The sequence below is a fragment of the Flexivirga sp. genome (genome assembly GCF_051955415.1).
Lineage (GTDB): Bacteria > Actinomycetota > Actinomycetes > Actinomycetales > Dermatophilaceae > Flexivirga.
The window spans coordinates 42,610-64,349 of record NZ_JBQCGS010000029.1 but is presented as its reverse complement, the minus strand read 5'-3'; the positions used below and the strand labels follow the sequence as shown (position 1 = coordinate 64,349).

At 67.0% G+C, this 21,740-nt stretch carries 19 protein-coding genes and 1 pseudogene; 10 read left to right on the top strand and 10 right to left on the bottom strand.

What is annotated here, in order from left to right:
• The first annotated feature begins 7 nt into the window (after positions 1-7).
• The 3 genes from ACTHL4_RS04970 to ACTHL4_RS04960 are packed head-to-tail and all read left to right on the top strand — an operon-like array spanning position 8 to position 2,482.
• Positions 8-610, top strand: a complete 603-nt coding sequence (locus ACTHL4_RS04970; protein WP_440281630.1) for a flavin reductase family protein — start codon at positions 8-10, stop codon at positions 608-610.
• A gap of 33 nt (positions 611-643) precedes the next feature.
• A complete protein-coding gene (lipA, locus tag ACTHL4_RS04965) occupies positions 644-1,669 on the top strand; it encodes a lipoyl synthase (RefSeq protein ID WP_440281629.1) in 1,026 nt (341 codons plus the stop codon).
• A 51-nt stretch (positions 1,670-1,720) separates the two neighbouring features.
• Entirely contained in the window at positions 1,721-2,482 is a 762-nt protein-coding gene (locus ACTHL4_RS04960) for a DUF4191 domain-containing protein (RefSeq protein ID WP_440281628.1), read from the top strand.
• Positions 2,483-2,510: 28 nt separating this feature from the next.
• Here ACTHL4_RS04960 and ACTHL4_RS04955 read toward each other — a convergent pair whose 3' ends face one another.
• Complete coding sequence (locus ACTHL4_RS04955) at positions 2,511-2,972, bottom strand: RDD family protein (protein ID WP_440281627.1); 462 nt, start codon at positions 2,970-2,972, stop codon at positions 2,511-2,513.
• Positions 2,973-3,259: 287 nt separating this feature from the next.
• Here ACTHL4_RS04955 and glnA point away from each other — a divergent pair, with 287 nt between their 5' ends.
• From glnA to ACTHL4_RS04935, 4 genes and pseudogenes are all read left to right on the top strand, one after another.
• Entirely contained in the window at positions 3,260-4,684 is a 1,425-nt protein-coding gene (gene glnA / locus ACTHL4_RS04950) for a type I glutamate--ammonia ligase (RefSeq protein ID WP_440281626.1), read from the top strand.
• Between the two features lie 186 nt (positions 4,685-4,870).
• Positions 4,871-7,941 (top strand): annotated as a pseudogene (locus tag ACTHL4_RS04945) (DUF3427 domain-containing protein).
• Between the two features lie 270 nt (positions 7,942-8,211).
• Complete coding sequence (locus ACTHL4_RS04940) at positions 8,212-8,943, top strand: MBL fold metallo-hydrolase (RefSeq protein WP_440281625.1); 732 nt, start codon at positions 8,212-8,214, stop codon at positions 8,941-8,943.
• Entirely contained in the window at positions 8,898-9,803 is a 906-nt protein-coding gene (locus tag ACTHL4_RS04935) for a DUF4262 domain-containing protein (protein ID WP_440281624.1), read from the top strand. The genes ACTHL4_RS04940 and ACTHL4_RS04935 overlap by 46 nt, the downstream gene beginning before the upstream one ends.
• A 144-nt stretch (positions 9,804-9,947) precedes the next feature.
• Here ACTHL4_RS04935 and ACTHL4_RS04930 read toward each other — a convergent pair whose 3' ends face one another.
• The 7 genes from ACTHL4_RS04930 to ACTHL4_RS04900 form a co-directional block, all read right to left on the bottom strand.
• The gene (locus ACTHL4_RS04930) at positions 9,948-11,147 is read right to left on the bottom strand and encodes an Ig-like domain-containing protein (RefSeq protein ID WP_440281648.1); all 1,200 of its coding nucleotides are present in this window, start codon (positions 11,145-11,147) and stop codon (positions 9,948-9,950) included.
• A 198-nt stretch (positions 11,148-11,345) separates the two neighbouring features.
• Complete coding sequence (locus ACTHL4_RS04925) at positions 11,346-11,504, bottom strand: hypothetical protein (RefSeq protein WP_440281623.1); 159 nt, start codon at positions 11,502-11,504, stop codon at positions 11,346-11,348.
• 94 nt (positions 11,505-11,598) lie between these two features.
• On the bottom strand, positions 11,599-11,955 hold the full coding sequence (locus ACTHL4_RS04920) for a hypothetical protein (protein WP_440281622.1): 357 nt from the start codon (positions 11,953-11,955) through the stop codon (positions 11,599-11,601).
• A complete protein-coding gene (locus ACTHL4_RS04915; protein WP_440281621.1) occupies positions 11,952-12,653 on the bottom strand; it encodes a dienelactone hydrolase family protein in 702 nt (233 codons plus the stop codon). The genes ACTHL4_RS04920 and ACTHL4_RS04915 overlap by 4 nt, the downstream gene beginning before the upstream one ends.
• A gap of 13 nt (positions 12,654-12,666) precedes the next feature.
• On the bottom strand, positions 12,667-15,027 hold the full coding sequence (locus ACTHL4_RS04910; RefSeq protein WP_440281620.1) for a xanthine dehydrogenase family protein molybdopterin-binding subunit: 2,361 nt from the start codon (positions 15,025-15,027) through the stop codon (positions 12,667-12,669).
• 29 nt (positions 15,028-15,056) lie between these two features.
• Complete coding sequence (locus ACTHL4_RS04905; RefSeq protein ID WP_440281619.1) at positions 15,057-15,527, bottom strand: HNH endonuclease family protein; 471 nt, start codon at positions 15,525-15,527, stop codon at positions 15,057-15,059.
• A gap of 329 nt (positions 15,528-15,856) precedes the next feature.
• Positions 15,857-17,203, bottom strand: coding sequence for an HNH endonuclease (locus ACTHL4_RS04900; RefSeq protein WP_440281618.1), 1,347 nt, complete (start codon positions 17,201-17,203; stop codon positions 15,857-15,859).
• Positions 17,204-17,364: 161 nt separating this feature from the next.
• Between ACTHL4_RS04900 and ACTHL4_RS04895 the strand changes: the two genes are divergently transcribed.
• On the top strand, positions 17,365-17,838 hold the full coding sequence (locus tag ACTHL4_RS04895) for a DUF6328 family protein (RefSeq protein WP_440281617.1): 474 nt from the start codon (positions 17,365-17,367) through the stop codon (positions 17,836-17,838).
• 87 nt (positions 17,839-17,925) lie between these two features.
• Here the strand turns inward: ACTHL4_RS04895 and ACTHL4_RS04890 are convergent, their stop codons facing one another.
• Complete coding sequence (locus ACTHL4_RS04890; protein WP_440281616.1) at positions 17,926-18,396, bottom strand: hypothetical protein; 471 nt, start codon at positions 18,394-18,396, stop codon at positions 17,926-17,928.
• A 30-nt stretch (positions 18,397-18,426) separates the two neighbouring features.
• Complete coding sequence (locus tag ACTHL4_RS04885; protein WP_440281615.1) at positions 18,427-19,848, bottom strand: amino acid permease; 1,422 nt, start codon at positions 19,846-19,848, stop codon at positions 18,427-18,429.
• Positions 19,849-20,308: 460 nt separating this feature from the next.
• On the opposite strand from ACTHL4_RS04885, the gene ACTHL4_RS04880 reads away from it, so the two are divergent.
• The gene (locus tag ACTHL4_RS04880) at positions 20,309-21,139 is read left to right on the top strand and encodes a hypothetical protein (RefSeq protein WP_440281614.1); all 831 of its coding nucleotides are present in this window, start codon (positions 20,309-20,311) and stop codon (positions 21,137-21,139) included.
• A gap of 415 nt (positions 21,140-21,554) precedes the next feature.
• Positions 21,555-21,731 carry a hypothetical protein gene (locus ACTHL4_RS04875; protein WP_440281613.1) on the top strand — a complete coding sequence of 59 codons (177 nt, stop codon included), beginning with the start codon at positions 21,555-21,557 and terminating at the stop codon, positions 21,729-21,731.
• The last annotated feature ends 9 nt before the right edge of the window (positions 21,732-21,740 follow it).

Sequence of the window (21,740 nt, the reverse complement as noted above, 5' to 3'; positions counted from 1 at the left end):
TGGCGGTATGCACTTCTACCGCCCGTCCGAGGGACACCGCCTGGCCCACGACCCGTTCAACTCGATCGTCGCGCCGCGGCCGATCGGCTGGATCGGCTCGGTCGACGCGCAGGGGCGTCGCAACCTGGCGCCATACAGCTTCTTCAACGCCTTGCACTACCGGCCACCACTGGTCGGCTTCTCCAGCAACGGCTGGAAGGGCAGCGTCGCCAACTGTGACGCGACCCGGGAGTTCACCTGGAACCTGGTGACCCGCGAGCTGGCCGAGGTCATGAACGCCACGTCCACCACCCATGACGTCGACGAGTTCGAGGTCGCCGGTCTGGCGGCTGCGCCGTCGACCGAGGTCGCGGCGCCCCGGGTGGCAGCCTCACCGGTCAACTTCGAGTGCCGGGTGACTCAGATCGTGCCGTTGCAGTCGGCGCAGGGCGCCGCCGTCGGCAGCTGGTTCGTGGTCGGCGAGGTCGTCGGCGTCCACATCGACGAGCGGCTGGTCGAGACCGGTGTGTTCGACACGCTCGCCGCCGATCCGCTGCTACGCGCCGGCGGCCCGACGACCTACTACGGCATCACCGGGGACAGCCGACTGGACATGCGCCGCCCGGAGTGACCACTGGTCGCCCGGCGACGTAGCCTGGATCCCGTGACTGTCGCACCAGAAGGCCGCAAGATGCTGCGCGTCGAGGCGCGCAACGCCGAAACGCCGATCGAGCGCAAGCCGGCGTGGATCCGCACCACCGCGAAGATGGGCCCGGCATACACCGGTTTGCACCAGATGGTGAAGAGCCAGGGCCTGCACACGGTCTGCCAGGAGGCCGGCTGTCCCAACATCTTCGAGTGCTGGGAGGACCGCGAGGCGACGTTCCTCATCGGCGGCGATGTGTGCACGCGGCGCTGCGACTTCTGCGACATCGCCACCGGCCGTCCCACCGAGTTGGACATGGACGAGCCGCGGCGCGTGGCCGAGTCGATCCGCGAGATGGACCTGCGCTACTGCACCGTCACCGGCGTCGCCCGCGACGACCAGCCGGACGGCGCTGCCCGCCTGTATGCCGAGACCATCCGGGCGATCCACGAGCTGAACCCCCACACCGGCGTGGAGATCCTGCCGCCGGACTTCGGCGCCAAGCCCGAACTCGTCGGCCAGGTCTTCGAGGCCGGCCCCGAGGTGTTCGCGCACAACCTGGAGACGGTGCCGCGCATCTTCAAGCGGATCCGGCCGGCGTTCACCTACGAGAAGTCGCTGCGGGTGCTCACCATGGCCAAGGAGGCCGGGCTGATCACCAAGTCCAACCTCATTCTCGGCATGGGCGAGGAGGACCACGAGGTCGAGCAGGCGATCCGGGACCTGCACGAAGCCGGCTGCGACATCCTGACCATCACGCAATACCTGCGCCCCTCCCCCAAGCACCACCCGATCGACCGCTGGGTGAAGCCGGAGGAGTTCGTGCGCTGGTCCGACGTGGCCACCGACCTCGGCTTCCTCGGGGTGATGGCCGGTCCGCTGGTGCGCTCGTCATACCGCGCCGGAAAGCTGTATGCCGGTGCGATGGCCCAGCTGGGCCGCCCGCTGCCGGCCCACCTGACACACCTCGCGGCGGCCGCCGAGTCGCCCGCGCGGCAGGAGGCCCCCGCGCTCGTCGAACGCTCGAACGCCGCGTCCGCCTGACGCGCCCGCCGCGCTTCGTGGTCTGCGCCGGACTGACATATCCTGGAAGGCATGTCGACGCAGCCCGAGAAGAAGTCCCGTTTTTCGCGTAAACCCAAGGATCCGGACAACCCCGGGCGGCTGTCGCAGTTCAAGACGCTCTACCAGGCGTCGGTCAAGCACAACCCGAAGATCCCGCTGTGGATGGCGCTGACCTTCGTCGTCACGCTGCTGGTCTTCATGGTCCTGCTGCACTTCATCTGGAGCAGCTGGATCTACACCGCGATCCTCGGTGCGATCATCGGCCTGCTGGCGACCGTGATCGTCTTCGGCCGGCTGGCCGAGCGGGCGGCATACGGGGCACTGGAGGGGCAGGCCGGTGGCACCGGCGCCGCGCTGCAGGGACTGAAGCGCGGCTGGACCTACGACCAGGAGCCGGTGGCTGCCGAGGCCGGTCGTGCGCGTCGTATGTCGGAGCTGTCCAACGCCGCCATGGTGTTCCGCGCCGTCGGCAAGCCGGGCGTCGTGCTGATCGGTGAGGGCCCGAGCGGTGGCGCCCGTAAGCTGCTGGAGTCCGAGCGCAAGCGGGTCAGCCGCGTCGCCGGCCAGGAGGTGCCGGTCCACGTGCTGCGCGTCGGCGCCGGCGACGACACGGTCAAGCTCGGCGAGCTGGCCAAGACGATGAAGAAGCTGCCCAAGACGCTCACCGACGCCGAGGTGCAGGCCGTGACCAAGCGGTTGCGCGCCCTGGGCGCCGCCAAGCCGCCGATCCCCAAGGGCATGGACCCGCGCAACGCTCCCCGGATGGACCGCAAGGCGCTCCGCGGGCGCTGAGCCCTGCGGGACAGGTCTCGAGCGCGATTCAGCGGATCCGGCGCAGCACCGTGCCGGCGAAGCGGTCGTGCAGGCCGCGGCCGTCCTTGTCCCAGATGACCGCCGGAACGAAGAGACACAGCAGCACGCTGCGGATCAGCGCGGGCAACGGACCGGCCGGGGCACCGGACTCCCGAGACACCTGCAGGCCCATCACCCGGTGGCCGAGGGTCGAGCCGAGCGTCCCGACCAGCAGGACGTTCTCGACGAAGAAGACGGCGAGCGGTGTCCAGCTGGTGCCGTCCCCACCGAAGCTGTAGCCGAAGAAGCCGGCGGCGATCACCGAGCAGACCAGCCAGTCGATGATGACGGCGACGATGCGGGGCGCGAGCCGGGCGAGCGAGCCCGGTCCTTCGGCGGGCAGTCCCAGGCCGGCTCCGGGATGACCCGCGGCCGGCTGATCCCCGGACCGACTCCCGGACTGATCGCTCATCCCTCGAGAACTGGTCACGGTCGTCCAGGGTAGACGGCGGCCGCCCGGTCTCATCTGGTGTGCACCGCACTGTTGCGTGGGTCACACGACGAGCAACGACCGCCAGGGACGCGTCACCGGTCGTCCCTGCGGCCAATCATGTGTGGAGACAGCGCTTTTCGTCATACAGCATGGCGAGGCGAGGCTTTCTCCGCGTAACACGGCCGAAACATATGGGTCATGGCCGGGAAACGACCACACCGTAAAGTCGTGCGCAACGCGCGGCGCTCGGAGCCGTCGCGAGACATCACAGCGATGGAGGATCCATGTTCACCACGGCCGACGAGGTCTTGAAGTTCATCAAGGATGAAGACGTCGAATTCGTCGACATCCGATTCTGTGACCTCCCCGGGGTGATGCAGCACTTCAACGTCCCCGCAGCGAGCCTCGACGAGGACGCGCTCAAGGAAGGCGCCATGTTCGACGGTTCGTCGATCCGCGGCTTCCAGGCGATCCACGAGTCCGACATGAAGCTCATCGCCGACCCCAGCAGCGCCTACCTGGACCCGTACCGCAAGCACAAGACGCTGATCCTCAACTTCTCGATCGTCGACCCGTTCACCGGCGAGCCGTACTCGCGCGACCCGCGCAACATCGCCGCGAAGGCGGAGGCCTACCTGAAGTCGACCGGCATCGCCGACACCGCCTACTTCGGCGCCGAGGCCGAGTTCTACATCTTCGACGACATCCGTTTCGAGACCCGGGCGAACGCCGGCTACTACTACATCGACTCCGTCGAGGGCGCCTGGAACACCGGCCGCGAGGAGGAGGGCGGAAACCTCGGTTACAAGCCCCGCTACAAGGGCGGCTACTTCCCCGTCGCACCGGTCGACCACTTCTCCGACCTGCGCGACGACATCAGCGCCAAACTGGCCGAGGTGGGTCTCAACGTCGAGCGGGCCCACCACGAGGTCGGCACCGCGGGGCAGCAGGAGATCAACTACACGTTCGGCACGTTGCTGCAGTCCGGCGACGACGTGATGAAGTTCAAGTACGTCGTCAAGAACAGCTGCTTCGAGGCCGGCAAGACCGCGACCTTCATGCCGAAGCCGTTGTTCGGCGACAACGGCTCGGGCATGCACACCCACCAGTCGCTGTGGAAGAACGGCGAGCCGCTGTTCTACGACGAGAAGGGGTATGGCGGCCTGTCCGACCTGGCCCGCTGGTATGTCGGCGGCCTGCTGAAGCACGCCCCGTCGCTGCTGGCGTTCACCAACCCGACGGTCAACTCCTACCACCGCCTGGTGCCGGGCTACGAGGCGCCGGTCAACCTGGTCTACTCCGCCCGCAACCGGTCCGCGTGCATCCGCATCCCGATCGCCGGCACGTCGCCGAAGGCCAAGCGGATCGAGTTCCGCATCCCGGACCCGTCGGCCAACCCCTACCTGTCCTTCGCGGCGCAGCTGATGGCCGGCCTGGACGGCATCAAGAACCGCATCGAGCCGCCGGAGCCGGTCGACAAGGACCTTTACGAGCTGCCCCCGGAGGAGCACGCCACCATCGAGCAGGTCCCCGACTCGCTGCCGGCGGTGCTGGACGCGCTGGAGGCCGACCACGACTACCTCACCGAGGGCGGTGTCTTCACCGACGACCTCATCGAGACCTGGATCGACTACAAGCGCACCCACGAGGTCGACCCGCTGCGGTTCCGCCCGCACCCGCACGAGTTCGAGCTGTACTACGACATCTGATCCTTCGTCGGTCGAGTAGGGCGAGGCGTTAGCCGAGCCCGTATCGAGACCACGCGGGACACGGCTGAAGTGCCCCGGATCACGTTGTGGTCCGGGGCATTCACCGTCCGTGTCCCGGCGATCTGCTCCGAACTGCTGTCCCGCACCTGGTTTTGCGAGATGCTTTCGGTTATGTCGCCTGACCCAATCCCGAACGGCCTGCACGAGGCGCTATTGACCACGCAGCTGCAGTCGCAGCTCAGCGCGCTAACCGCGCGAGCGCAGATCGACTCCGTGGATCAGGCTGATCTTCCTCATGTTCTCGCTCGGCACATTTCGAGGCGTGCTCGGATGGCCTTCGAGGGTCGGCCGCCAAACGAGGCGTTAACTCTTGCCAATCAGTTGCTCGAGCTCTTGCCGGAAGGCACCGATGAGATCGTGGCGCCCGCCACGCAACTGCTCCGAATCGCACCCGCGCCGGGCCCGGGGATCGTGACATACCCGAATGTCCGACCGCGAACGCCCTTGGCCGATGCCGCATTGCTGACGAACGCGAAGTCGGAGCCCAACCTAGGCCCCGAACTCCGTACGGAAATCGACACATCCGACCACGTCGACCTACTGTGCGCGTTTGTTCGCTGGGCGGGATTACGACTTCTCGATCCCGAGTTGCGACGTTTGCGTGAGCGCGGTGGCAATCTTCGTGTGATCACCACAACCTACACCGGTTCCACAGAGCGGCGCGCCCTTGACCATCTCGTGCATGAGTATGGCGCGAAGATTCGCGTTCAATACGACGCGCAACGGACCCGGCTACACGCAAAGGCCTGGATGTTCCACCGGGACAGCGGGTTCGACACGGCATACGTCGGTTCTTCGAATCTCACCCACACGGCTATGCTCGAAGGCGTCGAATGGAACGTTCGTCTCTCTAAGATCGCCACACCAGCTCTGCTGGACAAGTTCGATGCCACCTTCGACACTTATTGGAACGACGGCGCTTTCGAGGACTACCGACCCGACCGAGATGCGGACCGACTCGACCTGGCATTGGCTGAAGCGGGCGGTCGCACCCACAACGACCGTGTGACCCTCTCCTTGTCAGGGCTCGAAGTCACGCCGTACCCCTATCAGCAGGAGATGCTCGACGAGGTCGCGGCGGAGCGCTCGGTCCACGACCGACACCGCAACCTCATCGTTGCTGCGACGGGCACCGGTAAGACGGTTGTCGCAGCGCTCGACTACCGACGGCTAACGACAGATCCATCGCGTCGCCCGAGGCTGCTCTTCGTCGCACATCGCAAGGAGATCCTGACTCAGTCGCGCAGGACCTACCGCGAGGTTCTGTCCGACGCCAACTTCGGCGAGCTCTACGTGGACGGGCGTTTCCGAAGAATTGGAACCACGTATTCGCCAGCGTCCAGTCGCTCAGTTCGTATGGCGTCGAGAACCTTCCCCCGGACGCCTTCGATGTCGTCGTCATCGACGAGTTCCATCACGCCGCCGCCCGGACCTATCGAGATCTCCTCGACCGACTTGCGCCAGCGGAATTGCTCGGTCTCACTGCGACGCCAGAACGCAGCGACGGAGTCAACGTTCGCGATGCGTTCTTCGACGGTCGGACCGCCACCGAGTTGCGCCTCTGGGATGCATTGGGTGCCGAGCTGCTCTGCCCGTTCCACTACTTCGGCATCGCCGACAACACAGACCTGAGCCAAGTCAGTTGGAAACGCGGCCGGTATGATGACGCGGAGTTGTCGAAGCTCTTCACCGGCAACGACGCCCGGACACGGATCATCCTCAAGCAGTTACGCGAAAAGGTTCTCGATACCTCGTCAATGCGGGCGCTCGGCTTCTGCGTCTCGATCGAGCACGCGACGTATATGGCCGACGCGTTCAACACGGCCGGGATCGCGGCTCGCGCCGTCACTGGTAACACTGCGGCAGATGACCGCGAGACTGCGCGCGCCGATTTACGCAACGGTGTGGTGAATGTTCTCTTCACCGTCGACTTGTTCAACGAAGGCGTCGATATTCCGAGCGTTGACACACTACTCTTCCTGCGGCCGACGGAAAGCGCCACCATCTTCCTGCAGCAACTCGGCCGCGGGCTTCGCCGCACCGCAGACAAGGCCGTGCTCACCGTTCTCGACTTCGTCGGACACCAGCACAAGCGGTTTCGTTGGGACCTGAAGATTGCTGCTCTCACTGGACTTTCCCGCAGTCGGCTGCGCACCGCGGTCGACGAAGAATTTCCGTTCCTTCCCAGCGGATGCCAGGTCATGATGGATCGGACGACCCAAGATGTCGTCCTTGCCAACCTCAAGACGCAGATCGGCAGCCGGTGGAATGACCTGATCGGTGAGCTGCGCTCCATCGGCAATGTTAATCTGCCTGAGTACCTCGACGAGTCCGGTGTTGCCCTGCCGGATATTCTGCGGTCCGGTCGCTCGTGGACCCGGCTGCGTCGAGAATCAGAATTCGAGACACGACCGAAAGGTCCTCGTGAGGATGAACTCACCAAGCGTGGTCGGTCGTTGACCCACATCGGTGACCGACCCCGCGCATCGCTCTACGGTTCGATTCTCCGCAACGGCATCGACGCAACATGGACCCCGACCGAACGTCGCCTTGCTGAGATGCTCTTCTTCACGTTGTGGCCCGGCGGTGGCGGATTCAACAGCATTGCGGAAGGCCTGCGGTCGCTGGCCACAGACATCGTGGCTACCGACGAACTGTCGACCATCGTGGACCTCAGCTTCGAAAGCGCACGACGAACGACCTACGGGCTCACGGGCGATCTCACTGCGGTGCCGCTTCAGGTACACGGACGCTACCGGAGGGAGGAGGTTCTCGCGGCGCTCGGAAATGCAAGCCTCCCGAAGCCGCCGAATAACTTCCGAGAAGGCGTATTGTGGGTGCCCGACCTCAACATCGATGCCTTCTTCGTGCAGCTGAAGAAGTCGGAGGCGGCGTTCTCCCCGACGACCATGTACCGGGACTACCCGATAAGTCCGACCTTGTTCCATTGGGAATCCCAGAGCCGCACGACCATCTCATCTCCGACCGGGCAGCGCTACCTCAACGGGACGAGCAACGTTCTACTCTTCGTGCGTGAGTCCGCCGAGGATGAGTACGGCACCGGGGCGCCATACCTCTTTCTGGGGCCCGCCAGCTACGTCAAACATGAAGGCGAACGTCCGATCTCCATCACCTGGGAACTCGCGACACCAATGCCCGTCGACTTCTTCATCGAAGCGAAGGTCGCCGCGAGCTAGTCGGTCCGCCTTCTCGGGCTGGAGCGCAAGCCAAGACTCGCCGCCCGATGCCCAAAGCTCCGTCATCTTTCGGAAGGGGCTCGTGACGCACACGGTTGTGGTGCCGAAGTCGACACGCCGGAGAGACCGTCATACCTCGAGTAGGCCCTCAAAGATGAAAGCGACAAACTTCCCGAGCATCACATCCTCGCACGTGGCCCATCTGACGAGTGCAGACTCGTTGCGATTCCGCGCGTCCCGGACGCCGACACGCGCGGAACAATCGCACCCATGAAACTGCATCAGGTCATGACCAATGTCTTCCTCGTGGAGGGCATAGCGTCCAACTGGGTCCTCGTGCGTGACGGCCGAGACCTCACGCTTATCGATGCGGGCTATCCGAAGGACATTGACGGACTCGTCGCGTCGGTGGCGCAACTCGGTCACCGGATCGAAGACATCCGCGGTGTGCTCATCACGCATGCGCACGTCGACCATATCGGCGCCATACCGGCGCTGCTGGCGCGGCACGCGGTCCCGACCTACGCCGGCGAACACGAGTTGCCGATGCTCGAGGGTGAACGGCACGAACAGGCCACCACGTGGGACGTCATCTCCCGGTGCTGGCGGCCGCGTGTTGCGAAGTGGGCGGTCACGATCGCGCGTGCTGGAGCCCGGACCAGCATCCAGCTACCGGAAACCCGAGCGCTGCAGGCAGACTCGCGGTTGGACCTGCCCGGCGCACCGCGCGCAGCGGCGTGTCCGGGCCACACGTCCGGCCACACCGCGTACTTGCTCGGGGAGACCGGCATCGTCGTCACCGGCGACGCGCTGATCACCGGCCATTCGATCGTCGCGCGCACCGGACCGCAACTCGTGCCCGCGTTCTTCAGTCACGCCCCGGCTCAGATGAACGCCGGACTTGATGCGCTGGCGAGGCTGGACGCCGACACCGTCCTGCCCGGGCACGGCCCGGTATGGCGAGGGCCGTTGACGACCGCCATCGAGCAAGCCCGCAACTGACCTGTGGACAAGCAACTCCGTGGCCGGCCTCGTCTCCGGTACAAAAGGGGTCATCGGATCGAGGAGGCGCAATGTCAGCCGACAACGAGCAGTGGATCGGGCCACTACCGGCGGCACCAGGTTGTGACTGCCACATCTGCCGGCCCGACGAGGACTACGACGCGCAGGATCGTCGCGTCATCGACACCGTGCTCGAACACGGCTGGCAAGTCATCATGGTGGCCGATGACATCGGGTGCGACCGCCCTGATCACCATGACTGGGAGGGGCCCGAAGACCCCGACCCCATGCCGGCGTTCGCTTACACGATCGGCCTCGGGCACCGAACGGGGCATCCGGAGTTGCTGATGTCGGGTCTCGACACCGGCCTCATGCATCACTCGCTCAATGCCGTCGCTCGGCGGATCATGGGCGGGCTTCGCCTCCGTCCAGGGGACGCACTCGAGGATGTCCTGGCCGGAGTTCCGGTGGCAGTCGAGGAAGCCAGCGATGCCGCCCTCCGGGAGACCGTCACGTGGTCCGGCTGGTTCCACCGTCGCAAACCGGACGCGCTGGCGATCGTCTGGCCCGATCGCAATGGCGTGTTCGCGTGGCAACCGGGGCCCCCGACATACTCGATGAGGTCCAGCCGCGCCGATGGCGTGTCCCCATCCGGCACACGGGCGGTCTGGCGGTCGATCCGGCCTGGGACTTCCCGGTCCTGCCGGACCACCGAGTGTTCTCTTGCACGCACGTCGTCGACGGCGGCGGAGCCGTCCTGTGGGCGGCCCGGCAATCGGATGGGGTCCGCGGCGAGGACTGGAGCGTTCACTGCGGCGCGGCCGGCCACGAGCCCGACGACATACGACTGGTGCACCTAGCTCGTCTGATCCGCTCGGCGCCCAGTCTTCGTGGACTCAGCAGGCTCGGGCTCGACACCGAGGCGTGCCGCCAAGGACCCGACTCTGCCTGGGAGACAGCCACACTCGCCACGTGAACCGTCCACTTCCGGTCTGCTCAATCGCTCAAGTCAGCGCCGACATGGCCTGCCACTGCTTCCACGACAACGCCCAGTCGTAGAGCTCGGTGCGGGTGTCGGCCAGCTTGACGTCGGTGCCGCGCACGTCGATCGGGTCACCGTAGATCGCGGTCTGGTAGTACGCCTTGCCGTCCGCCGGCGACAGGTTGATGCAGCCGTGCGAGACGTTCGTTTTCCCTTGGTACTGCACGGTGTCCGGGTTGGCGTGGATGAACTGGCCGTTGTTGTTGAACCGCACCGCCCAGTGCTCGATCTCGTCGTAGTGGAACAGCTTCGACTTCATCTCGATCGTCTCCTTCTTGTCGGTGACGATGTTGATGCCGGTCCGGGTGTTGCGGCGCGGGTCGGAGTCGAGGCCGTATGACGCGGGGTAGGTCGCTACCTTCGCGCCGTCGCGGTAGACCACGATGTTGTGCGTGCGGGCATCGGCGATGACCACCTGCGACCGGCCGATCGTGAAGTGCCAGTCGAGGTCCTGCACGCCGGTGACACCGCCGCCCCAGTCCAGGTGTGCCAGCGGCAGCACGACGTGGACCTCGGTGTGCGCCGGCCAGTACTCCTTGGTGCGGAAATGCACCGCCGAGTTGGGCGCGTTGTCCGGCAGCCAGGCCCACGACCCGACGGCCGGCTGCCACGCGGCGTTCGAGCCCACCGGGCGCATCAGCACCTGCAGGTGCTTCTCGACAGCGGCCCGGTCGGTGACCTTGGCTCCGAACTCGACCGCGATCGGCGCCGCGATGCCGACGACCTTGTCCACACCGATGTTGGCGGTCGCGCGAACCGTGCGGGTGGCGGGTGTCGACGTCACGGTGCCCTCGCTGCTGGCTCCGGCGGGCGTGACCGCCGTCCAGGACCAGGTCGCCCCGGGGCCGATCGGTCCGGCGCTGACCCACGACCGCGCATCCGGAGCCAGGGTCCCCTCGACCGCAGCGCCGTCGGCATCCTGCACCGAGAACGATCGCAGCGGTGCGGACGCGGCGAGCGTGACCGGCGCGCCGAACGCCACCGAGCCGCCCTGCAGCCCGGCGACCGTCATGGCCGCTGGTGGCGGCGGCGCCTTCGAGGTGGTCGGCGCGGGACGCGTGCCCAAGGGAGCGGTCTTCCCGGATGCGCCGGTCCCCTGCGCCGTATGGCGGTCGCCGCACGACGCGACGCCCATCGTCGCCGCGGCGAAGGCAGCACCCATCGCCACCCGTCGACTCACTGCACCGGACACGCCATACCCCCGAGGTTCTCGAGCACTTGCACTCGCCAACGTATGACGCGCCCGGCCCGGATTCGAAATGGCACGCGCCGCTCACAGCGAATCGACATCCAATCGTCACCGCCCTGATAGCCGCCCCTCCTGCCGGACAGGCAGTGCCAGCCTCGAACCACTCATCCGTCATCCGGCCGCCGGCATCTCGACTCCGAGCCAGCGGTAGCCGATGGACGGAGCTGTCGTGGTGACCCACTCCTCATCGGTCCACTCGGCCCGGTGGTTGTCGCGGTTCTCCCGGACCTTCGCGATGAACTCGTCGCGGTCGATGCGGACGATTCGCATGGCGTTCCTCCTGCTTCTGCCCGGCGGTTCCGGACTCATCAGCGAAGACGGCGCCGGAAGAAGTATGTCAATGCAGCAGATTCCGCGACGCGAGCTAGCCTTTCGTGCCGAGCTTCCACCACGCCCACGCCGCGGTGCCGCCGGCGACCGCGGTGACCACCAGCGGTATGACGCTGCCGCCCTCCCGTTGCGCGTACTGGCCGCGGACCGTGCCGGCGGAGCGCCAGGACAGGATCGACCGGTCCGACTGCGCGGACAGCACCGCGGTGTTGCTCTGGAACGAGCCGGTCGAGAACATCGACATCGCGGAGCCGAACGACAGCAACGACGCGAACGAGTCGACCGATCCCACCGAGAAGGCCGACTGTACGGACCCGATCGAGCAGAACGACTCCGCCGAGCCGATGCTGAGCACCGAGTTGCGTGAGGCCAGCGACCATCGTGAGGTCATCGCCCGGCCACCGGCAGCTCGGTCGCGAGAAAGTCCACGGTGTTGCGCCAGGCCGCAGCCGAGGCTTCGGCGTGGTGGAACATCGGGTCGGGGTTGTCGAAGGCGTGGCCGGCGCCGTCATACGTCTCGAACCGCACGCCGTCACGGGAGACCGCGGCACGGATACGTTCGACGGTGTCGGTGGTCAGGTAGTCGTCGGCGAGTCCGAAATGATGCAGGCTCGGTGCAGTCACCTTGTCCGCGAGGTCGAGCAGGCCCGGGATGGCCGAGCCGTAGTAGCTGACGAGGACGTCGACGTCGGTGGACGCGGCGACGTTGAAGGCCAGGCCGCCGCCGAAGCAGAAGCCGAAGACGCCCACTCCGCCGTCGACGTGCTCGTCGTCGCGTGCGGCGGCGACGGCGCAGATCCCGTCGGCGACGGTGGTCAGCCAGTCGAGGCTGTTCATCAGCCCCATCGCCTGTTGCAGCACGTCGTCGCGGGTGTCGTCGATCTCCGCATCGTCCAGGCGCCAATAGATCTCGGGCACCAGCACCACGTAGCCGAGGTCGGCGAGATCGCTCGCGCGTGCCTTGATGTAGTCGGTGACGCCGAAGATCTCCTGGAAGAGCACGAGTCCGGGCCCGGTGCCGGCCCCGGGCAGGAAGCGCAGGCCCGGCATCGAGCCGTCGTCGGTGGGTATGTCGATCCGCTCGCTCATTCCAGCAGTGTCCTCAGATCCCGGCGGCGTTGTCCACGCCGCCGCGCACGGGCAAGTCGTCGAACACCGGCGGCGGGTCCCGCCACAGCTGCGGTGCGGCGCCTGATCGGGCGTCCTGGATGGCGCGCCATACCCGTTGCGGGGTGCACGGCAGGTCGATGTGGCGTACGCCGAGGTGACTCACGGCATCGACGACGGCATTCTGCACGGCCGGCGTCGACCCGATGGTTGCCGACTCGCCGATTCCCTTCGCGCCCAATGCATTCAGTGGCGTCGGTGTCATGGTCGACGCGGTCTCGAAGTCGACCAGGTCCATGGCGCTCGGCATGGCGTAGTCGGCCAAGGTGGCCGTCATCGGTTGCCCGTCGGCGTCGAAGACCACCTCCTCGTAGAGTGCCTGCGCGATGCCCTGCGCGAGCCCACCGTGCTGCTGGCCCTCGACCAGCAACGGGTTGAGCACCCGGCCGCAGTCGTCGACCGCGACGTGCCGCAGCGGCCGCACGTGGCCGGTCTCGGTGTCCACCTCGACCACCGAGACGTGCGCGCCGAAGGGGAAGGTGGCGCCCTCCTGAGTGACGTCGAGCCCGACGCTGAGCTCCTCCCCCGCCTCCCGGGCCGCGACGGCCACCTCGGCCCAGGTCACGGTGACGTCCGGCACCCCGGTGACACCGAAGGTGCCGGCGTCGGTCAGTTCGGTGTCGTCGACCGCGGCCTCGAGCAGCGACGCGGCATGCCGGCGGGCCCGGTCACGCACCGCGACCGCCGCCGATGAGACGGCGCTACCGCCCAGCTGCAGCGACCGCGACCCGCCCGTCCCGCCGCCGCGTGGCACGACGGCGGTGTCCGACTGGACGTAGCTGATCTTGTCCATCGGGATGCCGAGCGCGTCGGACACCAGCATCGAGAAGGCCGTTGCGTGCCCCTGCCCGTGCGCGGACGTGCCCGAGGAGACCGTTGCCGTGCCGTCGTCGTGCACCGTCACCGAGCCGAATTCGGAGCCGCCGCCGGGTGCGGTGACCTCGACGTAGACGGCGACCCCGATGCCGAGCTGCACCGGGTCGCCGGTGTCGCGGCGCACCGCCTGCTCCTTGCGCAGTGTGTCGTAGTCGGCCAGCCGCAATGCCTCACGCAACGGCAGGTCGTAGTCCCCCGAGTCGTAGGTCGCACCCATCGGTGTGGTGACCGGAAAGGTGTCGGGGTCCAGGAAATTCCGGCGACGCAACTCCACCGGGTCGATGCCGAGCTCGTCCGCCGCGATGTCCATCATGCGCTCGATGTGCGCGGCGGCCTCCGGGCGGCCCGCGCCGCGGAACGCGCCCATCGGGGCGGTGTTGGTGACCACGGTCGCGGCGTCATACGCGACCACCGGGACGTCATACACGCCGGGCACCATGAGGGCGGTCATGTGGATCGGCAGGGCACCGCCGAAGCCGGCCCAGGCACCGGCGTCGCCGATCACCCGCGCGCGCAGTCCGGTGATCGTGCCGTCGCGAGTGAGACCGAGCTCGTAGTAGCCCACCTGGCCGCGACCGTGCATGGATTGCAGGTTCTCCGAACGGGTTTCGACCCAGGCGATGGGTGCGCCGAGGGCACGGGCCGCACCGATGACGGCGGTGTGTTCGGCGATCAGCCCGGCCTTGCCGCCGAAACCACCGCCGACGTGCGGAGCGATCACGCGCACCCGGTCCTTGGCGACGTCGAACTCGGTCGCGACCATGTACTGGAAGCCGTGCGGCATCTGCGTCGAGACGTGTATGACGAGGTCGTGCTGCTCCGTCCCGGCCGGTTCGACCACGATCGCGTTGCCCTCCATCGGCATCACGGCGACGCGCTGGTTGAGCAGCCGCGCGCGTACGACGATGTCGGCGTTGCCCAGTGGATCGCCTTGTGCCGCCGAGCGATTGCCCGCGACGAGGTTGGTGCCGAGCTCGGGGAACTGCAGCTCGGCGTCCGGCGCGAGCGCTTCCTCGGGGTCGATCGCGGCGGGCAGCGGGTCGTAGTCGACGTCGACCAGCTCGACCGCGTCCGCAGCCGCGGCAGGGTTCCGCGCGACGACCAGCGCGACCGGTTCGCCGACGAAGCGCACGCGATCGATCGCCAATGGCGGCCGGGGCAGCTTGTCGTGGACGACCATCAGTCCATGGTGCGGCGCCAGCGGAAGATCGGCCGCGGTGTAGACGCCGACGACGCCCGGCGCGGCGGCCGCTTCGGTCGTGTCGATGCTGCGAATCTGCCCGTGCGCCAACGGTGAGCGGACGAACGCCGCGTGCAACAGCCCGTCCAGCCGGAAGTTGCCGACGAAGGTCGAGTCGCCGGTCACCAGGGCGGCGTCTTCGACCCGGCGGACCCTGGTCCCGAGGATTGAACCTGCCATGCAGCAGACGCTACGCCTTGCGCAAGACCTCAGGCGCACTTCGCGAGCACTCGGGCGATGGCTTCGTGCTCCGCCTTGGTCACCCACAGGTGATAGGCCGCTTTCACGGTCACTTGCTTGGCGACATACGTGCAGCGGTAGGCCTTGTTCTCAGGCAGCCAGGTGGCAGCGTCGCCGTCTCGTTTCGACATGTTGGCGTGCCCGCTGACGGCGAGCAGGTTGCGTGGGTCGTTGGCGAAGTTCTGTCGCTGTGCGGGCGTCAGCTGCTGCGCGCCCTTCTGCCAGGCGTCGGACAGCGCGACGACATGGTCGATCTGGATGGCGTTGCTCGTCCCGACGCCGCGCCGGAAGCTGATCCGCGTCCGGGTGTAGGGATCGACGAGAACACCGGTCAGCACGACACACCCGTGCGTGTTCGGTTTGAGCGTGATGTCGGTCAGATCGCGCCGCAGGATGTCGTTGCGGGTGTCGCAGCCGTTGTGGCCGAGTGGCACGCTCACGTCATCACTCCACCGAGTGCCGAATTCCGTGCGGTCGTAACCGGTTTTGGGTGCTCGTCCCTTCACCGGCAACTTCGCGAGCGACCGCACGGCGTGTGCGACGGCGGCGTCGGACATCGCCGGCGAGCTCGCTGAACTCGATGAGCTCGCGCTCTGCGTCGGAGCCGGGGCGGTCGAGGTCACGACGTGGGTGACCGTCACGGTCCTGGTCACAGCCGACCCGGAGGCGCTGCCTGTTGCCGACATACAGCCGGCAAGAGCGCCGCAGAGCAGCCCCGCACTCGTGATCCCCACCACCGCCCCGCGCACATCCACGGGACAGTCCTATCTCACAGCCTGTCCGGCTCCGATCGTGGGTCGCCGCGGTCGATCGCGTGCTGGCTCACGGTGTGTTTCCAGATGATGTCCATCAGCAGGCGTTCGGGGTGCGAACCGGTGGGCGGTGGCAACCCTGGCGGCGCAGGCGGCCGACTGCGTGCCATGAATCCTGCTGTGTGAGTGGTTGTTTCGCCGCCATCGCCGCTGACCTGATAGTCCGGGTGCTCCTTGATGTAGTTGCACCGTGCGCAGAATCCCTGACCGTTGCGTTCGGTCGTCGCGCCACCGGCGGCGTGGGAGCGGATGTGGTCGGTATGCCGGATCGGCGCGCCGCACCAAGGAGCGCGGCACACCTGGTCACGCAGCAGGATCAGCAACGCGAGCAGTCCCGGATAACGACGTGCGCGGGAGTCCATGCCGACGATGTCGCCGGTGCCCGGTTGGGTGAACAGCCGGCGGATCCTGGGACCGGTGGGGTCACCCGTGCCGATCCACTCGCGAGCCAGGTCGGCCGGGACCGGCCCGTAGCCGGGTAGGTGCGCGGGTGCCTCACCGGTCAGCGTGTCCCACGGCATCAGCAGATCGACGCACACGTCGAGGTTGGCCTGTGCGTGGGCCCGGCCGGTGACGCGCTGCACCAGGGTGTCCGCCATGGCCTGCCCTCGCGGTGCGTCGGACTCATCGGCGGCGGCACTCAGCACTGCCTGGCACGCCAACGCCTCCTTCACTGGAAGCAATGCAGTCAGGAAGGCCATGCAGTCCGGCCCCGGACGCACGCTCACCCGCCGGTCGGACTCGGCCTTCAGCCGTCGCTGACGGATCGTTTCGGGGTCCAACTCAAAGGTCTGCTCGCGAACCGCTCGGATCAGCTGTTGGGAGGATGCAGTGCCCAGCAACGGGGCAATGGCAACGTCGACGGCTGAGCGATCGGTGCCAGACAACGCGGCGGTCTCTCGAGTCAAGCGCGCGGCGTCCGCCTCGCTGAGTATGCCGGCAGTCAACGCTTCCAGAGCATGTGGCATGTCGTCGACCAGCGCGTGCGCTACCGCGACGAACGCCGACCCTTCTCGCGGCGAGCAGCGACGCGCGAATCCAACGTGCGCCCCGATCAGTCGTCGGGTCTCGTCCCGGGTGACTCCACGCGGGACGTCCCGGTCCTCCTGCGCGTCGTGCGCAGCGACCACGAGCCGCGCCGCTCGGGCGCTGAGTGCGTTGCGCAGCTCGTCGATCGCGCGCAACTCCTGGAGCGGGTCATCGGTCGCGATCTCCTCGTCGAGCCGGTCGTGGAACGCACGCACCGCGGTCGCGTCTAGCACGCAGGCTGCGCCCTCGCCCTCTCTCCGCGATTCGTCGTTCATGTGTTCGAGTATCTCACGAATCCACTTGACGCACAACGCTTTTCAGCGTCAACAGTTATCCACATCCCCTCGATGTCCGCCCCGTAGCACGCGAAGGATGTGGACAAAGATCGTCCGCCCCGTGGCTGGTTGATCCACGTCCGGACCAGATACCGTGACGCATGCGCAACGCTGACCGCGACGAGACACCGGCCGAACGCGCCGACCGCAACTGGACCGAGTTGCTGCAGGAGCTGCGTGTCACGCAGACCGGCATCCAGGTGCTCGCCGGGTTCCTGCTGACTCTGCCCTTCCAGCAACGTTTTTCGCAGCTCAGCCGCTGGCAGACCGGCCAATATCTCGCCGCGGTCTCGTGCGCGGTGATCTCGGTGATCCTGCTGGTCGCGCCGGTGAGCGCGCACCGGTGGCTGTTCCGCCGGCACGAGAAGGAGGTGGTGGTGACCTTCGGCGACCGGCTGGCCAAGGCCGGGCTGACGATGCTCGCGGTGACCATCGTGCTGACCGTGTTCTTCGTCTTCGGGGTCGTCGCGGGCCAGACCGCCGGGGTGGTCGTCGCGGCAGTCGTAGCGATCGCGTTCCTGGCGCTCTGGGTGCTGCTGCCCTGGCGGCAGGTCCGCGCTGAGCGCGTCCGCTGATGGTGCGCCCCCGTCACGGCCGGCGCAGCGCTTCCTCACCAACAATCGCAAGGACTTCTCGATGTCGATCTCGGGCATCGACATCGTTCATCCGGACGAACTTTGACGCGCTCCCCAGCCCTGCAGGATCGTGACGACGTCCTGGGTGGTGCGGTAGCTGGACCCGGCCCACGACCCGGCGGACCGCCAACGCGCCAACTTGCTGGTGCTCGGCTCGATGGTGACCTCACCGAGCTGCGGCAGCTCGGCGTGGAACGTCGTCGCCATACTCGAGGGGCGTTGCACCCGTAGCTGATTCGCCGGCATCGACCAGGCCGGCGACCGGGCACCGTCCGGGGTGAAGGAGACCTGTCCGTCATACACCCGCAGTTGGCCCCAGCCGCCCGAGAAGGTGCCGGGCGTACGCACCCGGGCGAACCAGACACCGGTGCCGGCGGCGACGTCGTAGCCGGCGCTGCCCCGGGCAGGCGACCTCCGTATGCCGCGTGCCATCAGCAGCACGGCGCCGACCACCAGGATCAGCGGCAGCAGCATGAGGACCCAGGTGACGGCACGCATGCGCCCAGGGTGGCACAACCACGGCCGAGGTCAGTCGACCGTCGCGTAGGCCTCCTGCTTGTCCTGCGCCCGCATCCGCTGAAGCTTGCGCCGCACGACCGGCCAGAAGAGCACCAGCACGCCGGTGGCGACCAGGCTGGTCCAGACCTGGGTGCGGCCGGTGTCGGTCGTCAGCATGATGATCACGACGGCCAGGACGCCGGCGATCAGCAGCGCGTTGAGCCACGGGAAGAAGCGCACCTTGACCTGCAGGGCGTCCGCTTCCTCCGGGCTCATCTTCTGCCGCAGCCGCAGCTGGGTGAGCGCGATGAAGACGTAGACGAAGAGCGCGACGAGGCCGGCGGAGTTCATGATGAAGTCGAAGATGCCGGAGTTGGGGGCCACGAAGTTGGCGATCGCGGCGATGACGCCGCCGATCGTCGAGGCGAAGACCGCGACCACCGGGACGCCGTTCTTCGCCTGATAACTCACGGCTTTGGGCGCCAGGCCCTTGTCGGCGAGCGCGGCGAACATGCGCGACGCGGAGTAGAGACCGGAGTTGAGCACCGACAGCACCGCCGAGAAGATGACCAGCTCCATGATGTTGGAGGCGGCCGGGATGTTGAACTTCTCGAAGAGCACGGTGAACGGTGCGTTCGCGACACCGGTCGCCTCGGGCAGGTCCTGCCACGGGATCGCCATGGTGATGATCAGGATCGATCCGACGAAGAAGAGCAGCACGCGCCAGATGACGGTGACGGTCGCGAGTTTGACACCCTTGGCGGGGTCCTCGGACTCGGCGGACGCCATGACGGCGATCTCGGTGCCGAAGTAGGAGAAGATCACCAGCGCCACCCCGGTGAGTATGGCGCCGAAGCCCTGCGGCGCGAATCCCCCGTGCTGCCAGAGGTTCTGCACAGTGAAATCACCGTCCGGCCAGAGGCCGAGCACGAAGAGGGTGCCGACGACGAGGAAGACCACGATCGCGATGACCTTGATGCTGGCCAGCCAGAACTCCGCCTCACCGAAGGACCGGACCGAGATCAGGTTGCTGACGACGAAGACGGCCAGCAGCAGCAATGACCACAGCCAGGACGGCAACCATTCGAGCCAGCCGTGCAGCGTGTGGCCGCCGATGACCGCCTCGTAGGCGAGCACGCCCACCCAGAAGTACCAGTAGAGCCAGCCGACGAGGTATGCCGCCCAGTCCGCCATGCCGACCCGGGCATATTCCATGAACGAGCCGATCTCCGGCCGTGCCGCGGCCATCTCGCCGAGCATCAGCATCGCGAGATAGACCAGCAGCCCGCCGACGAGGTAGGAGACCACTGCGGCCGGCCCGACCGAGTGGACGATGCTGGAGGAGCCCACGAAGAGGCTCGAGCCGATGATCCCGCCGAGCGTGATCATCGTGATGTGTCGTGGCCGCAGCTTTTTCGGCCCGTGCTCGGGCGTCGTGTTCGCTTCACTCACAGTTGTGTCCGGCTCCCTTTCTCCTGCGGTGACCGAGAGTTCGCGAGGAACGAGCGAACATCTCGAGGTCCCGCCCTCCAAACTTTGTCGACAATCGAATGTGGCACACCGGAAGTGCGTGCGTGGCGTATGCAATCACCCATCTCAGATCGCGGCGCAGCCGCCCTCGCCGGTCGAGTAGCGCCGCCTCGCTGGTCGCGCCACGCCGCCTCGCCGGCCTCGCTGGTCGAGTAGCGCTGGAGGAGCGAAGCGGGGGAAGCGCGTATCGAGACCCGAGGCACCCGCAACCCTGAGCATCCCTATTCAAACGACGCGAAATCCGAGACCTGCGGTACCCCTGTTGCAGGGGTTATTGCGTCCCGGCTCCGCGATCGCATTAATCCTCGGCACCCCTTCTCGCAGGCGTACTCCGGAAAGGTTCGGCCGCGTCACCCGGCCGTCCGCAAAGGAGGCACCACCCATGAAGAGAAGTTTGCGGCTCAGAGGCGCGACGTCCCTGGCTGTCGCTGGAGCGTTGATGCTCCCTGCGGGTATGGCGTCGGCTGCGCCATACACCGGCCACCACCACCGCCCTCGCGCCTACACCTGCCATGGCGGCACGATCCATTCCGGCACCTACGCGTCGGTCACCGTGACCGGGAATTGTTCGGTGCCGGCGAACGCCCACATCACCATCAAGGGCAATCTGACCGTGCGCAACGGCGCCATGCTCGATGCCGACAGCGCACCGTCCACGGTCACCGTCGGTCGCAATGTGATCGGCTGGCCCGGCTCCTCGATCGGCCTGGGCTGCACCTCCGCGCACGGTGGGTGCACCGCAGGTGGTCCGGACGGCAACGGCCCGTATGCCGGCCAACAGTCCACCGTCCTGATCAAGGGCAGCGTCTGGCTCAACCGGGTCTACAACGCCGCACTGGACGGCATCACCGTCCGGCACAGCGTCACCTCGCTCGGCGGCGGCTCCGGCATGAATCCGCCTGGCTTCATTCCGTTCTCGGTCAAGGACGACGTCATCGGCGGCGACCTCACCGTCATCGGACTGACGTCGGTGTGGTTCGGCGTCATCCGCAGCACGATCGGCGGCAACGTGACACTGATCGACAACTACCTGCTCGACCCCGACGCCAACGAGGTCGTGCACAACTCCATCGGCAAGAACATCATCTGCTTCAACAACTACCCCGCGCCGCAGTTCGGCGACGCGGTCGAGGGTCAGCCCCCGGGCTACCAATACAGCACCGTCGGCCGTCGCGCTGTCGGTCAGTGCGGCTTCGTGACCGCTCCTTCCTGACATCAGCTCCATGGAAGCCCTGGCCGCGCACAGTCGCGACCAGGGCCTTCCACACACGCTGATCGAATGCCCGCAACTGCACGCTGATCGAGTGCCCGGAGGAGCGCAGAGGAGGAGGGTGTATCGAGATCAAGTGCGCGGACCCAAGCTCGCTGGTCGAGTAGCTCGTGAGGAACGTGCAAGCGCCCACTCGTTGGTCGAATAGCTCGTGAGGAACGAGCGAGCGTATCGAGATCCGCATGGCCGCCTCCGGGAGCTCCGAGCCGGGCCGCACTGGCGACCGGGACAGTCGCACGCGAGATGGTCGGCGGCCAGTGGCGAATGTCGAAATCTTTGCGCAACAAGGCGCCGACGACGACGACCTGGTCCACCGGTCATTCGCACATCAAAGACCAAGCGATGCGCGTAACCTGCCTTGCTCACGTCAAGCGCGAAGCGACTGTTCAGCGAGGTGCCCGCCGGGCCGGCAAACGGTTTGGACCACGACTGCGTTATCGCGCTCGACAATGTGCTGACGATCCCGAGTCACGGCCTCGGCCGCACCATCGGCTTCCTGCATCCGCGCCAAGAGCACGATCGCGCCATGCCGTGATTCGCGCGT